The sequence below is a fragment of the Streptomyces tamarix genome, assembly GCF_032423885.1.
In the GTDB taxonomy this organism is placed as follows: domain Bacteria; phylum Actinomycetota; class Actinomycetes; order Streptomycetales; family Streptomycetaceae; genus Streptomyces; species Streptomyces tamarix.
Window position 1 is genome coordinate 254,113 of record NZ_JAWCTQ010000002.1, and the last position, 14,933, is coordinate 269,045.

Genomic DNA, 14,933 nt, shown 5'->3' on the forward strand with positions numbered 1-14,933 from the left:
TCCGTCCCGGTCCGGTGGCGGGGATCGGCGGGACGCCGGCCTGCACGGGCGGTACCGGGAAGTGGTCGTGACCGTTGCCGGGTACGGGCGCGGTGGCCGGTGCCGTCGTCTCTTCCCTCCGCCGATCCGGGCGGCCCGTGCGCGGCCGAACGGCGGTCAGTGGGTGTAGGGGCCTTCGTCCTCCATGGCCCGCAGGGCCCGATAGTCCCGTGCGATGTCCTGCGGGTCTTCGGCGGCGAGGTACACGTATCCGGGTGAACTGATCAAGTCGCTGGTGTCGGGGAGGTAGTCGCCCGGGACGACTCCGTGCGCGAGGTGGACCAGGGTGGGCAGCGCCCGTAGGCGTTCGGCCCAGTCCAGCGGCTTGGCGACGCCCGCCACCGGGTTGATGAGGGCGACGTTGCGCAGCGCCCCGGACCACGTGACGGACGAATCGTCGAAGTCCCGGAGTCGTGCGGGGTCGAGCAGCGTGTCGGCCAGGAGGCGGGTCTGCGAGACGCCCGAGTGGTTCTCCACCACGTCGGGCGCGGTACCGCCGCCGAGGCGGGCGCCGGTCTCGATGAGGACGGGCCCGCGCGCGGTCATCATCACCTCGGTGTGGGCCGCGCCGGATGCGATTCCCAGGGCGTCCAGGGCCGCGGTGACGAAGTCCAGCAGCGGCGCCGCCTCGGCCGAGCCGAGCGTCACCGGCTCCTCGTAGTCGTAGACGGGGTAGCCGTCGGTGCCGGTCCGCTTGGTGTACCGCCACAACTCCGCGAACCGGTGGGTCCCCTCGTGCGAGACGGTGTTGGCGTAGTACTCGACGCCGTGCACGCGTTCCTGGACGAGAGCGGCGGTGTTGGCCTGCCCGAAGAGGTTGTGGGAGGTGAGGACCGCCTTGCACGCCTCACCGACCTCGTGCGCGGTGCGGCAGAACCGCACGTTGTCGGTGCCGGCGCTGTTCAACGGCTTGACGACGGCCTCGGTCAGGCCGACGTCGGTGAACCAGCGCGCGGCCTCGTCCGCGTCGTCGAAGGACCTTCCCCGCGGCACGGCCACGCCCGCGGCCGCGGCCGTCTGGGCCATCAGCCGTTTGTCGCGCCGCGCGGCGAGCGTCTCGTGCCGGTTTCCCGGCAGGCCCATGAGGTGGGTGAGGGTGTCGGCGAGGATCACGCCCGACTCGGTGCCCGCCACCACCCGGTGCACGCCCAGTTCCGCGAGCCGGGCGGCGAGCCCGGCGGGGTCGCCGCCGCCGTCCAGGAGGGCCTCGTAGTGCCCGGCGTCGAAGCCCCGGGTGAAGTACTCCGGCATCCACCGGGCGGACTGCACGTGCACGCAGACCCCTCCGCGGGCACGGAGGGCGGACACGAGTGCCCGCCCGGTGGAGTAGCCGTCGATCACTGCGATCTTCATCAGTGCCTCCTCACTGGTGTTCCGACCGTCAGGACGGCTCGACGGCTTCGCCGGTCTCGTGGAAGGAGCAGGCGACGCGTGCCCCGCCGGACATGCTCACGACGCCCACCTCGGGGTCGGTGCTGCCCCGCACCAGACACCCGTTGTAGCCGTCCCCTCCCGTGACCTGCGGGTCGGTGAGGAAGACCCCCCAGTTGAGGAAGAGGTCCTGTGTGCCGTCGCCGTCGTCGGCGGGGAAGACCTCCGGGATCGGCCGGATGCGCTCCTGAACCACGTAGGGGCCGTCCATCGCCGCCGTGAGCCGAGCCCGCCACTCCTCGGGGCCGACGGTCCAGCCGGGCACGATGCCGCTGCCGCCGTGCAGCAGGGTCGGCTTCAGGATGAGGTCGGCCCGGTGCTCGACGGCGTACGGCAGGAGGGCGACCTCCTGCGCCGCGCGGTCCGTGGTGGTGGCCCTGACGTGCCGGGTCCACGGCAGGAAACGGTCGATGCAGGCCCGTTCCTCGGCGGTGAAGGCGGAGCGGTGGCGCTCGTCGGAGAGCATGGCCAGTGTGCCCTTGTTGCCGTACAGCTCCGAGTCGAGGCGGCTGAACATGCCGACCCCGCCTTCCTCGAAGGCGCGCAGCAGGGGCTCGACGGCCGCCGCGTCGGCGGGGGTGGCGATCTCCTCGACGAGGAAGAAGCGGTACACGACGTCGATGGCGCGGCCGGCGACTTCCAGGCGGCCTCCGCGTTCGGTGATCTGACCGACGTGGCAGGGCACGGCGTCGATCCCCATGCCGTCGAACAGCGCTGCCATCACTCGCAGGCGGGGTTCGTACGAGACGAAGCTCTCCGGCCAGTCGACCAGGGCGACGACGGGTCGTCGGCCGTCCGTGTCCATGTGCGCGGCGCACTCCGCGTACAGCGTCTTGACGATGCCGCCGAAGGTGTCCGCGTAGCCCAGGTTCCGCTCCGCGACGAAGCCGGCCAGGACGGGGTGCCGGAGCATGGCCCGGTTGATGCCCGCGTTCTCGAAGCCGCCCAGGGCACTGGTGATGTTGAGTTCGAGCAGCTTGAAGCCGTCGGCTCCGCGGTAGAGGTCGGAGCGGGCCAGGGGCATCAGCGGTGCGTCCGCCGTCGCGGCACGCCGGACGATGTCGGCCTGGGTGCCGGTCATCCCCACGCCGCGGGCCAGCCCCTCGATGTCGCCCCCGAAGAGCCTCCGGGGCAGTTCGGACAGCAGCCGGTGGATCTGGAGGAGGTCGGCGGCCACGGCGCGGCGCTCGGCGGCCGAGAGGAAGACCGGCGAGGCGAGGAAGCGGCCTCGGTAGGCCACCGTGACGAGGTCGTCGGCCACCACGTGCTCGATCAACGCGGCGGGAGCGGCCCCCTGCCGCTTCAGCAGGTCGAGGTACTCGGCCCCGAGTCCCGACCGGGGAGCGTGCGGGGCGATGGGCGGCTGCGTCATGGAAGGTTCCCTCAGAAGGTGGGCGGTCCGGGAGGACCGGGTGTGGCTGACGGCTGGTTGCTGTCGACGGTTCGGGGAGAACGGCCGCCCGGTCCTCCGGGGCGCTCCGACCACCGGTGGGGAGCTGCGGTCGCCGCTGGTGGGGGACCTGTCGGCGGAGTGTTTCCCGGACCGGGGAAGGCTGGTCACGGCGGGGCGGGGCGACGGGCTCGGGCACGTCCCACGCGCGGGTACGGGTCGGCGTCGACGCCGGCACGGGGCACCACCGGGCGGTGACGGCCGACGCGCAGGCGGCGTTCCGGGTGCGTGAGTGCGGTGAAGGTACAGAAGCGGAGGCCTGGGGCGTCCGCCTCGCGCGGGTCAGGCACGGGAGAACCACGTGCGGACGCCGAAGGCGAGGCGGACCGCGACGGCGGCCATGACGCCGACGCCGAGCGCGTACACGGCGGGGGTGCCGTAGCTGTTGGAGATCACGCCGGCCAGACCGGCGCCGATCGGCAGGGCGCCCCAGGCGAACAGCCGGTAGATGCTGTTGACGCGACCCTGCAGTTCCTTGGGGACGAGCGTCTGCCGGAGGACGACGGTGACGGTGTTCCAGGTGACGCTGGCGCAGGCGCCCAGTGCGAGGGCCGGTCCGACGGCCCAAGCCGAGGGGAACAGCCAGATGATCAGGTTGCTGCAGCCGAACGCCGTGACCACGCTCACCAGTGTCCGTCCGTGGCCTATGCGCCGGACCAGCGGTGGCGACAGCTTGGCGGCGCCGATGGCCCCCACGGCCTGGCAGGCGACCAGCACCCCGTACCCGACGTCGGACAGGCCCAGTTCGTGGTGCGCGTAGACGACGAGCACGGCCAGGGCGCCGGTGTAGACGAGGTTGACCGCCCCGGCCGTCAGCGACAGGTTGCGCAGCAGCCGGTGCCGCAAGAGCCAGCGCAGGCCGGTGGCCATGTCGGTGAGGAGCCGGGGGCGTTCTTCCGCGGAGGGGCCGGGGTCGCCCCCCGCGGAGAGGCGCAAACAGGTCAGCAGGGTCGCCGAGGCGAAGAAGGTGGCCGCGTTGATCCCGAAGGGAACGGCGGGCGCGAGCACGAACAGCGAGGAGCCGATGAGCGGTCCGACGAACTGGTTGCCCACCGTCTCGGAGCTCATGATGCGTCCGTTCGCCGCGACGAGGTGCTTTTCGGAGACGACGGAGGGAACGAGGATCTGGGCGGCGTTCCGGAAGAAGGTCTCGCACGTTCCGATGAGGAAGAAGCACGCGTACAGCGCCCCCAGGCCGGCCGAGTCCAGCGCCACCAGCAGGACGAGCGCGGAGATGACCAGCCCGCGGAAGAAGTCGATGCGCACCATGGTCCGGCGCCGGTCGACCCGGTCGACCAGAACACCCGCCGGGATGCCGAACAGCGCGTAGGGAAGCGTCAGGGCCACGCTCACCCCCGCGATGAGCCGGGGGTCGTCGGTCAGCGTACTGGCCATGAGGGGTGCGGCGGCCAGCGAGACGCCCGCGCCCACGGCCGAGGCGGAAGTCGCGGCCCACAGCTTCGTGAACTGCCGGCCGAGCCGGGACCGCTGCACCACGGTGTCGGGCGTCGTCTCCGTATCGAGCGCGCCGTCACTTCTCACGCGGTTCTTCTCCTTGTCGGACGCGACGGTCGCCGCGCGGGTGTGTACGGGTCGCGCGCCGACCGGGCCGGTGCGTGGGAACCCGGGCGGGTGGAGCTTCAGCCGAGGGGCAGGGACCGCAGGTGGTCCAGGCACTGCTGGAGCTGGTCCAGCGAGACGAACTCGTCCGCGACGTGTGCCTCGGTGATGAAGCCGGGGCCGCAGACGACGGCGGGGATCCGGCCGTGTCCCCAGATGAGGCCGGCCTCGGTGCCGAAGGGCACGAACTGCGGCTCGTCGGCCGCGCCGAACGCCTTCTGAACGAAGGCGACGAACTCGTGCGCCGGGTCGATCGAGAAGGAGGGGGTGTCGGAGAGCCGTTCGGCGCGGACCTCGGCGAGGCCGGACTTCGCCCGCATGTCCTCCTGCACCTCCCCGGTGGCGAGGCGGGTGAGTTCGGAGGCGATGGAGTCGCAGTCGTGGCCGGGGACGCTCCGGACCTCGTACTCCACGGAACAGTGCTGAGGCACGATGTTGGGCTTCACCCCGCCCTCGATTCGTCCGATGTTGATCCACGAGTGGCTGATGTCGAAGCGTTCGTCGTGGGGGCCCGTTGTTCGGAACGTCTCGTTGAGCGCCGTCGCGCGGCCGATGACCGCGGCGGCGGCGGCGATCGGGTTGGGCATCAGCGGAGCCAGGGCGGCGTGCTTGGGCTCCCCGTCGAAGGTGAGCCTGTGGTTCTGCTTGCCCTTGTGGCCGACGACCACCCGCAGCCCGGTCGGCTCACCGACGATGCAGCCCTTGACCTTCCCCTCCCAGGTGCGCATCTCCTCGACGAGGCGGCGCGCTCCGACACACCCGATCTCCTCCTCGTACGTGAGCATCAGGGTGAGGGGCGTGGTGAGGCGCTCGTGCTCCACCTGGGTCAGGATGGCCAGGCAGCAGGCGATGAAGCCCTTCATGTCCGCCGTTCCACGACCGATGGCGACGGTGTCGGTGACGCGGAGCGCGAAGGGGTCCGCCGACCACGCCTGGCCTTCGACGGGTACGACGTCCGTGTGCCCCGACCAGACGATTCCGCGGTCGCCGTCCGCCGCAGGTCCCGCGGTCGCGACCAGATTGGCCTTGGTGTGCTCCTCGTTCCAGTGCAGGTGGCTCGTGATGCCGTTGCCCGAGAGCAGGTCCTGAACGTAGTGGATCAGTTCGAGATTCGACCGGTGGCTGGTGGTGTCGATGCCCACCAGCCTCTCGAGAATCGCGAGCATGTGGGCGTAGAGGTCTTTGCCGGAGAGGCGGACGGGGATACCGGATGACATGGCGGCTCGCTTCGAGGTCGGCTCGGTCGGACTGGGACGCGGCGCTTCCACGGGAGCAGCGGGACGGACACCCCGGCGAAAGGGGAGGATTCGGGCGCCCGCTGCTTCGGGGTGCCCGGCCCGGTGACGCGGGGAGCCACGCCGCCGGGCCCGGCCGGTCAGTCTCCGGACTGGGCGGACAGCCGGCTGTGGCCGACCTCCGGCAGCGACGGGGTCACCGGCTGCCCGTGCGTGGTGAGGCGCAGCAGCCGCCGCACGTGCCGCTCGTCCAGGTCCTTCGTCGTCGCCGAGTGCAGGAGGCAGCGGTTGTCCCAGACCACCACGTCCAGGGGGCTCCACTTGTGCCGATAGGTGTAGGGGGCGCTCGTGATGTGCGCGATGAGCTCGTCGATCAGGGCTGTGCTCTCGGATTCCTCCATCCCCTCGATCCCCACCACGCTGCCGATGACGTGGGGCTGGATGAAGAGGCACTCGCGGCCGGTGTCCGGGTGCCGGCGCACGAGCGGGTGGGTGATCTCCGGGGTCTTCCTGCGTTCCTCCGCACCGATGTACTTCCAGCGGGCCCACGGGTCCTCGCGGTTCGGCGACCACCGGTACTGGTGGCGCACCCGTAGCGTCCGCAGGTACGCCTTGCGTTCCTCGGGCAGGTCGGCGAACGCCGCCTCGGCGTTGGCGAAGAGGGTGTCCCCGCCGTTCGCCGGAATCTCCAGGCCGTGCAACATCGTCGCGCTGGCCGGCACCAGTTTGTAGGAGTAGTCCGAGTGCCAGCCCTGGCCTGAGGTCTTCATTTCCTTGTTCCGGCCCGGCTCGTCCTGGTTCGAGAGGTAGGTGAGGGTCGGCTCCTCGGGGTGGCGCAGTTTGATGACGTGGTGCTCCTCCGGCCGCCCGAAGATCGTGCCGAACTTGGCGAACACGCCGGCCGCGATGTCCTGGGCACGGAACACCAGAACCTTGTGGTCCAGGTAGGTCTCGTAGATCGCCCGCCCGTGCTCGTCGATCACCTCCGGGGTGATCGGCAGATCCTTCACCTCCGCGACGAAGGTCTCGGTAAGCCGGGTCGCGACGACCGTGGAATCAGCAACCACTTTTTCCCTTCCAGCTCGTTTCTGCTTCGCAAGCGTGTTTCGACGTGCGGGGGGTCAATCCCGGCGTGAGCTCGATTCCTTGCAGAGGAACACGCGATGCGCGTGCTCGTTGCGTTCAGCGTGTGTGATGACGTAGCCGAGACGCCTGTAAAAGGAGATGTTCTCGACCATCTCGGCCCGGGTCCAGAGCCGGACGCCCTTCAGCCCGGCCGATCGAGCCATTTCCTCCACGAACTCGACCAGTTTCTTCCCGATTCCCTGCCCTTGGCAGACCGGGTGCACCGCGAGGTTGCGCAGGATCAGGTACGGGTCGTCCGGTTCGACCGTCACCATGCCGATGACCCCGTCGTCCGAGACCGCGACATGGGTGCGGCCGGATGCGGCGACCTCGCGGTAGTCGAGGAGCAGGGGGGCCGGTGGTTCGTCGACCAGGCCGAGGTACTTCCCGTACGCCTCCCGCGCGATCTCCTCCAGCTGCCTGCTGTCCTGGACCGAGGCCGGACGAAGTCCCGTGAGAGCACTGTGCTCGGTGATCGCCATTTCTTTCCAGTTCTGAACAAGGGACGGCGGAACCGTTCCGGGACCGGGTCAGACGGCGTCCAGGGTGCGGGCTTCGCGGGTACCGCCGAAGTATGGGCTGGCATAGACCAGTTCGCCCTGCTCCGAGGCCACCTTCTCGTTGAAGTCGCTTCCCACGTCGTAGTTGAAGGCGACCCGCGGGTAGGCGAGAGCCTCGACGCGTTCCTTGTCGTATTGGGCGTCGACCGAAGAGAAGCGCAGGGCATAGGCCAGGCGGGACGGGATCGGGCCCTCGCCGAGTTGGACGCTGCGGTGCAGTACGTACTTGTCGAAGATGAGGGCATCGCCGGGCTCGAACGAGTCCTCCACCGCGAAGTGGTCCAGCAGGCCCTTCATTTGAGGCGAGTTCAGCAGGCTGTTCTTCAGGTCGCTGAAGTCGTCGTAAGTGAAGTCACGGCCGGATTCGGCCTGGCTGCTCATGTACTCGGGCAACAGGTTGATGTGCTGGTACACGAATTCACCGGACAGCAGCTTCTTGGAGACGTACTTCATCCCGCCGCGCTGGCCATCGGCGACGATGTCGCACAGGGGCGTCCAGATGGTGTACCCCGCGTCCTCGCGGCGCTGGAACCCGAAGCTCTGGGTGCCGACGTGCCAGGGGAACCCAGTGCTCTTGTTCTTCTCCAACTCGAAGCCGAGACCCTGGGTAAAAAAGACCCGCTGCCCGATGATCTTGTTCATCGCCCCGCAGAAAGCGGGGTCACTCATGAGCCCGAGAATCTCCGGGTCGTCGTTGCCGATGTCGTACTTCAGCTTGCTGAAGCCCGATCCGTAGTTGCCCGAGGGCGGTGCGACCTCCGAAGTGCCCAGCTTCCGCATGTGTTCAACGAGCTCTGGCGAGAAGATCTGCCTGAGCTTCAGGAAGCCGTGCTCGCGAAAACTCTGCACGTCTTTGTCTGTGACAGAAAACTCCGGATTTATCATTGAGAACTCCCGAAACACGGTCCGCTTGGCCCCAGCGCTGTTTTCTGCCTCACCCGTCACTTGATGAGGCGTACACGACAATAAAAGATCCAGTGCACACCCGCCATCGAATGAAGAACCGTTCGGAAAGGGGTGGACGCCTTCCACCTTGGATCCCCGTCGGGCTTACTCGATCCACCAACCGGGCAGCCACAGGGGAGCGTCAGGGCGTGCGAGCACAGAGGTTCACCGGCACGAAGAGACGTGCGGGAACCCCGGCCCGGGACCACGGGAAGGCGACGGGCCCTGAAGGGTGCCACCAGTTCGCCGGGAGGGAAGGACGACGGGGCCCTCGCCCCGCAGGAGCGGCCGGGCGAGAGAGGGAAGGCCGATCGCCCGGGGGTGTCGCGCACCGGACACGCTCAGCACCGGACGACCCCTTCGCCTTCCTCAAGGACCTTGGCGCACTCCGGCCACCGCGGGACGTACTGCCAGATGGGTTCCCTCACCAACGCCTCGCAGCGCGGGGGAACGACATCCGCCGGCCCCCGCCGTTCCGGGAGGGCGTCGCGCTGAAGCGACCCGGGCAGTTCACGGCCCTCTTCGCGTGGACGGAGAGAGGGGTCACGGCAGAGCATCGTCAGCGCCTCGCCAAACCACCACAGCCGCCGCTGCGGCCCATAATCGACTCTCAGGAAATTTCACCGTTTCCCCAATGAGGTTTGATTGGAAATCGCAACGAAATTTTCTTGGCGTATGGCTTGCCTGGAGAACCCGTAGGCCGCAGGCCACGCGACGCACCCCTCGGCGTGGTCGCGAAATGGATCAGAGAAAGTGCCAGGTCTCGCGTGCGCCCCCGCGGAGCATTGCTGATCGATCAATTCCGGCACGGCCACGGTCGGGACATCAACGGGCCTGCGAAGATCAGCGCGGGAGGGTACATGCCCGCCCGCTTTCACCCCGCCACTCAGGATCAATTCGTGCGTTTAATCTCGGCTAACACTCTTGACCATGGCATGTCCGTGCCACGGTGTCAACCGGCGTTATTGCAGATGCCCCACGGCTCCCTGCAATACAAGATCTGCCGGCCTGCTGTCCGCACGAAACACGCCAGTCAATGGATTGATCGAGCCAAGTTGGGAGAGTTTTTCCCAGCGAAATGATCGTCGTGGCTGCCGACGCGCCGGAGCGGAGGTGGGACGGCCGGAGGAGTCACCGGGCGTGACGACGAGAGGGCCGCGGGCGGGAAGGAGAGGATCCGGCCGGAGGCAAAAGGACGACGGCGGTCTTCGGGGCCCGGATCCTCTTCGGGAACGGATCCGACCAGTCGACATCGTCGGCTGCGGCGGCTTCTCCCAGGGCGCCCACCACGCCCTTGCCGGGGCCACCGTCGAGCAACACCTCCTCACCGTGTCGTACGACGCGATCGCTCCGGGCAACCGCGGCCGGCGGCTTCGCTCGCTCCCGGCGCCCGCATCCGGTCGATCGGAGCCTCCTCCCCGGGAAGGGGGCCGGTCCTTGCCGGGGAGCCGAGGGGACAGAAGGTTCAGCCCGCCACCGGCGAGCATCGGCGTTTCGGCCACCCCCCTTCCTTCGCACTCCCGTTGCCGGGGGCGGGTCGGTGCATCGTCCACGCTCCACCGCCCGCTTCGCTTCGGGATGTCGAGAGCGACCGAAACACACGCGTTCGATGCCTCGGCCGGGTCGTTGAGCACCACGACCACGCCAGAGGACCGCCAGAGGCCGGAAGGGGGACCACCGTCGTCCCCCGCCGGAGAACCCCCGCGGGGCGCTCTGGACTCGCCCAGGCCCCTTGCGCACTCCTGTGGAGGAATCCGTGAATCCCGTACCCGTTCCCGCGCATCGGACTGCCGAATTCGAACAGCGGCAGCCCGCCCCGGGCCCTGACACCCACCGCGCGCAGCACGTCGGCAGCGGTGCCCGCCGCTCGGCACGACCGAGTACGAGGTGGGCGGCATGAGTGGACCCACCGATGCCTCAGCCGACAGGGTCCCCGGTCCGCGCACCACCCCCGCGGCGCCCTCCGCCCAACCGCACGACCGCCCCGAAACCACGTCGGACGGCGCCTCCGAGGCGGCCGTCGCAGAGCCGCAGATGCGCTACGTCGATCTGACCGGCAGCCGTGAAGCGGCCGGCCGGTCCATCCGGATGCGCGACATGGCCCGACGCCTGCCCCGTCTGGTGCGCCGCTCGCTGGCCCTGGCCTGGCGGGTCGACCGCCGGGCGACCATCGGCCTGCTGCTGTGCCAGGCGGCCGCCGGCGTGATGCAGGCCCTGGGCCTGGTCGCCGTCAACGGCACCCTCACCGCCCTCCTGGCCGACGGGGACGTCTACCACCGGCTCCTGGAAGCCTGGCCGTCCGTGGCCCTTTTGGCCGGCGCCTCCGCGGCACGCGCCCTTTTGGGAATCACCGTCAGTTGGCTGTCCTCCCGCCTGGGCCCGCAGATGTCGCGCGAGGCCGAACAGATGCTGCTCGCCGGCTGCGCCGAGGTGGAGCTGTGCGCTTACGACGAACCCGACTTCAACCGCGACCACGAGGCCGCCGACCGCGGGGCGCAGGTCACCGGCGACCTGATCGACGAAGGCCAGGACCTGATCGCTTCGAGCGCCGGCTTCCTCGCCGGGGCGATCGTGCTGGCCGGCGTGCACCCCGTCCTCCTCCCCCTGCTGGTGGCGGCCAGTCTGCCCCAGGCCCTGGCCCAGGTCAGCGCCGCCCGCGTGCGCTACCTGGCGAACCTGCGCAGCAACGGCGACCAGCGGATGCTGTCGGTGCTGCGCTGGCACATCTACACCAGGGAGGCCGCCGACCAGATCCGCGCCGGCACCATGGCCGGCTTCCTGTCCGGCCGGTACCGGCAGACGGTCGCCCGGATCAACCGCGAGGACCGCGCCGCGGCCGACAAGGGCGCCCGCATGTCCCTGGTCGGTGCAGTGTGCGGAGGGCTGGGATCGGCGGTCGTGTGGGCGGCGGTCGTGTGGCTCCTCGCCACCGGCCGGATCACCGTCGGGTACGCCGGGACGGCCGTCTTCGCCCTGCAAACGGTGGGCCAGTCGGTCCGTGGCCTGGTGGCCGTCGGGGCGCGCGCCGTGCGCACGGGCCTGTACATGGACGACTGGAGCGGCTTCCTGGACAAGGCCGGGGGGTTCCGCATGCGCCGCGGCCCGCACCGGCCCGGACCGCCGGAGACGATCGAGATCAAGTCGGTCACCCACCGCTATGCGGGCAAGGACCGCGACGCGCTGTCCGGTGTCTCGCTGACCTTGCGCCGCGGGGAGGTCACCGCCCTGGTCGGCTTCAACGGCTCGGGGAAGTCGACGCTGTCGAAGCTGGTCAGCGGCCTGTACTTGCCCACGGGCGGGCAGGTGCTGTGGGACGGCGTCCCCACCGGTGACGCCGACCCGCAGGCGCTGTGGCAGCGGGTCGCCCTGGTGCCGCAGGATTACGCGCGCTGGCCGCTGACCGTACGCGAGAACGTCACCCAGGGGCAGCCCGCGGCGCGCGGGGACGCGGCGGTGCACGAGGCGTGCGAGGCGGCCGGCGCCGACGAGGTGGTCGACCAGCTCGGCGCCGGGCTGGACACCCTCCTGGCCCGCGAGTGGCTCAACGGGGAGGAACTCAGCGGCGGTCAGTGGCAGCGCATCGCTCTGGCCAGGGCGTTCTTCCGCCAGGCCGGGCTGCTGGTCCTCGACGAGCCGACGGCGAACCTCGACCCCCGCGCCGAATACCGGATCTTCCAGCGGCTGCGGGACGTGGCCCGGGACCGGGTGGTGCTGCTGGTGACCCACCGCATCACCAACGTCGCCGTCGCCGACCGGATCGTGGTCCTCGACGAAGGCAGGATCGTCCAGGAGGGCACCTACACCCAGCTCGCCCAACAGTCGGGCTTGTTCCAGCGGTTGCTGTCCTACCAGGTCACGTCCGAGTCGGGTGGCGAGAAGCACGGGACGCACGCATGAGCGGCCCGGTGCCGCCTCGGTGCACCCCGCCGAGACGGCCGTGCCCACGGCCGGGGATCTCTCCGCCCCTCCCCCGCCGTCCCGAGGTGACGACGCGCCGCCCACCCGCTCCCCCGCCCGCGCGACCACCGGGGCGTCCCTGACACGGCACCCGCACGGGCGGGAGGCCCTGGCCGGACTGCTGTCCGTCCCGGACGGCGCCGGCGTGCCGGCCAACCGTGCCTCACCGCCCGGACACGTCACGTGCAGCGCGGTCGTCGCGGGCCGTGGGGCTGCGCGGCGCCCCACCACCCCGTACGGCCCTCCGGTCAGAAGCGTGACGACTGCGCGATTCCACTGATCGGCGGCAGCCCCGGTCCACCTGGGCGTGGAGCGGGTGGCGGTGTCCGGACGCGGGAGGTCAGGGACGGGGGCGCAGGGTGATGTGGGGGGTGAGGGCGGTGAGGAAGTCGGGGGCGTCGAAGATGCGGCCGGCGGAGGCGACTCCCGTGGTGCGGACGCGTCCGGTCAGGACACGGTCGAGGGCCTCGACGACCAGGGGCGCGGTGACGGCGTAGATGTCGCGGCCTTCGGCGGCGGCGCGGCGCTCGGTGCCGCCGGAACGGACGACGACGTCCACCAGGAAGGTCTGGTCGGAACGGCCGAGGTCGTCGGTCGGGGTGGGCGCGGGGGTGTCGGGTGAGGCGATGTCCTGGACGGCGTCGACGGCCATGTGGGTGTGGACGTCGCGGATGGAGAGGTGGTCGGTGACGGTGACGACATCGGCCATGGTGAACTCGGTGACGACGGGGCGGGGACCCATCGGGGCGGGGAAGGGCCACTGGACGGTGGGCGGCGTGTCGGTGCGGCGTTCCCACCTGCCGCCCGCGTAGCGCAGGCGGTGCTCGCCGCGCCGTTCGCGGGAGACCGCGCCGGACCGGCGGGTTCCGGTGGTGGGGTGCCAGTCGCTGAGGCCGTAGGCGATGTGGGCCTCGTCGGCGTGGGTCCAGTCGCCCATCGCCGCGGTGACCAGGAGGTCGCCCAGGCCGCCGAAGAACGCCATCGCCGGGACGACGGTCGCCTTCTCCTCGCGCGCCCGGTCGGCGTAGTGGGCGAAGGTGTCGAGGTTGGCCTCGAGTTCCGCTGCCACGTCCAGGTACGGGATCCCCGCCCGCAGAGCCGCCTCGATCACCGGGCCGGCCGTGGCGGCGAACGGGCCCGCGCAGTTGATCACCGCTGCCGTACGGGCCACCGCCCGGTCGAGAGCGGCCGCGTCATCGACCGGGGCGGGGTGGGCCTCCAGCCCGGTGGCACCGGCCACGGCGGTCAGCTTCTCGCCGTCGCGGCCCGAGAGGACCGGCACGTACCCGCGGGCGACCAGCTCGGCCACCACGAACCCGCCCGTGTGCCCGTACGCGCCGTAGACCGCCACCGTGTTGTGTGCCGTGCCGCTCACGAAACCGCTCCCTCTGACTCTCATGCCAGCTCCCGTATCCGCGCGACCGGCCGCCCTCTTCTCCTGCTTCCGGCGGGTCGGTGCGCTGTGACGGGATCCATCCTGGCCGGGTCCCCACCACCCCGACGACGGTCCGGAACGACATGGGCCGTACAGTTTCGGACATGCGAAGCGTCGCGTTGGCCGTCGCGGACGGCATGCTCCCTTTCGAGTTGTCCCTGGCCTGCGAGGTCTTCGGCTCGGACCTGACCCATCTGGTCGATCCCTGGTACCGGTTCTCCCTGTGCGGTGCGGGACCGGTGACCGTGGGCCGCTTCCGGCTGGAACCCGACGAGGGATTCGACGGCCTGGCACGAGCGGACACCGTGATCGTGCCGGGTTGGGCCGACGTCGACGTCGACCCGCCGGGCGAACTCGTCGACGCCGTCCGTGCCGCCCACGGGGCCGGGGCACGGGTGGCCTCCCTGTGCACGGGCGCGTTCGTCCTGGCCGCCGCCGGGCTGCTCGACGGCCGGCGCGCCACCACCCACTGGGCCCACACCGACGAACTCGCCCGGCGTCACCCCGAGGTCACCGTCGATCCCGACGTCCTTTACGTCGACAACGGCGGCGTCCTGACCTCCGCGGGAAAGGCCGCCGCGATGGACCTGTGCCTCCACCTGGTCCGCCTCGACCACGGCACCACGGTCGCCAACACCGTCGCCCGCCGCCTGGTCACCCCGCCCCACCGCGACGGCGGCCAGGCCCAGTTCGTCCGCACTCCCCTCCCCGCCCCGGGCAACCACCCCCTGGCCGAACTCCTCCCCTGGGTCCTGGCACACCTGGACGAGCCGCTGACCGTCGAAGACCTCGCCCGGCACGCCGGCATGAGCTCCCGCCACCTGGCCCGGCACTTCAAGACCATCACCGGGACCACCCCCCTGCAATGGCTTCACACCCAACGCATACGTCACGCCCAGGAACTGCTGGAAGCCACCGACGCCACCATCGACACCATCGCCGCCGCCACCGGAATGGGCACCGCCACCACGCTCCGCCGTCACTTCAACCGCACCGTCGGCGTCCCACCCGACACCTACCGCCGCACCTTCCGCACCCACCACACCGGACGGGCCGACTGACGGCCCGCGCGCGGCGAGGGCCGCCCTTGCCGGCCGTACCCGTGGGAGCGGCTCCGGCGGGATTCTCGGAGCCGG

General features: G+C 70.5%; 10 protein-coding genes. 2 read left to right on the plus strand and 8 right to left on the minus strand.

Annotated elements, in window-relative coordinates; all coding sequences use genetic code 11:
• Nucleotides 1–156 precede the first annotated feature (156 nt).
• From RND61_RS03225 to RND61_RS03255, 7 genes are all read right to left on the minus strand, one after another.
• Complete coding sequence (locus RND61_RS03225) at nt 157–1,392, minus strand: ATP-grasp domain-containing protein (RefSeq protein ID WP_315876079.1); 1,236 nt, start codon at nt 1,390–1,392, stop codon at nt 157–159.
• A gap of 28 nt (nt 1,393–1,420) precedes the next feature.
• The gene (locus tag RND61_RS03230) at nt 1,421–2,842 is read right to left on the minus strand and encodes a hypothetical protein (protein WP_315876080.1); all 1,422 of its coding nucleotides are present in this window, start codon (nt 2,840–2,842) and stop codon (nt 1,421–1,423) included.
• Nucleotides 2,843–3,202: 360 nt separating this feature from the next.
• Nucleotides 3,203–4,462, minus strand: a complete 1,260-nt coding sequence (locus RND61_RS03235) for an MFS transporter (RefSeq protein WP_315876081.1) — start codon at nt 4,460–4,462, stop codon at nt 3,203–3,205.
• Nucleotides 4,463–4,560: 98 nt separating this feature from the next.
• Complete coding sequence (argE, locus tag RND61_RS03240) at nt 4,561–5,757, minus strand: acetylornithine deacetylase (protein WP_315876082.1); 1,197 nt, start codon at nt 5,755–5,757, stop codon at nt 4,561–4,563.
• Between the two features lie 158 nt (nt 5,758–5,915).
• Nucleotides 5,916–6,842 (minus strand): TauD/TfdA dioxygenase family protein, encoded by a 927-nt coding sequence (locus RND61_RS03245; protein ID WP_315876083.1) that lies wholly within the window; start codon nt 6,840–6,842, stop codon nt 5,916–5,918.
• Nucleotides 6,843–6,896: 54 nt separating this feature from the next.
• On the minus strand, nt 6,897–7,382 hold the full coding sequence (locus RND61_RS03250) for a GNAT family N-acetyltransferase (RefSeq protein WP_315876084.1): 486 nt from the start codon (nt 7,380–7,382) through the stop codon (nt 6,897–6,899).
• 48 nt (nt 7,383–7,430) lie between these two features.
• Nucleotides 7,431–8,309: a phytanoyl-CoA dioxygenase family protein gene (locus tag RND61_RS03255; protein ID WP_315876085.1), complete on the minus strand. Its 879-nt coding sequence runs from the start codon at nt 8,307–8,309 to the stop codon at nt 7,431–7,433.
• A 2,130-nt stretch (nt 8,310–10,439) separates the two neighbouring features.
• On the opposite strand from RND61_RS03255, the gene RND61_RS03260 reads away from it, so the two are divergent.
• Nucleotides 10,440–12,302 carry an ABC transporter ATP-binding protein gene (locus tag RND61_RS03260; protein ID WP_315876120.1) on the plus strand — a complete coding sequence of 621 codons (1,863 nt, stop codon included), beginning with the start codon at nt 10,440–10,442 and terminating at the stop codon, nt 12,300–12,302.
• Between the two features lie 400 nt (nt 12,303–12,702).
• Here RND61_RS03260 and RND61_RS03265 read toward each other — a convergent pair whose 3' ends face one another.
• Nucleotides 12,703–13,737 (minus strand): saccharopine dehydrogenase family protein, encoded by a 1,035-nt coding sequence (locus tag RND61_RS03265; RefSeq protein WP_315876086.1) that lies wholly within the window; start codon nt 13,735–13,737, stop codon nt 12,703–12,705.
• A 164-nt stretch (nt 13,738–13,901) separates the two neighbouring features.
• Here RND61_RS03265 and RND61_RS03270 point away from each other — a divergent pair, with 164 nt between their 5' ends.
• Nucleotides 13,902–14,858, plus strand: a complete 957-nt coding sequence (locus RND61_RS03270) for a helix-turn-helix domain-containing protein (RefSeq protein ID WP_315876087.1) — start codon at nt 13,902–13,904, stop codon at nt 14,856–14,858.
• Nucleotides 14,859–14,933 lie beyond the last annotated feature (75 nt).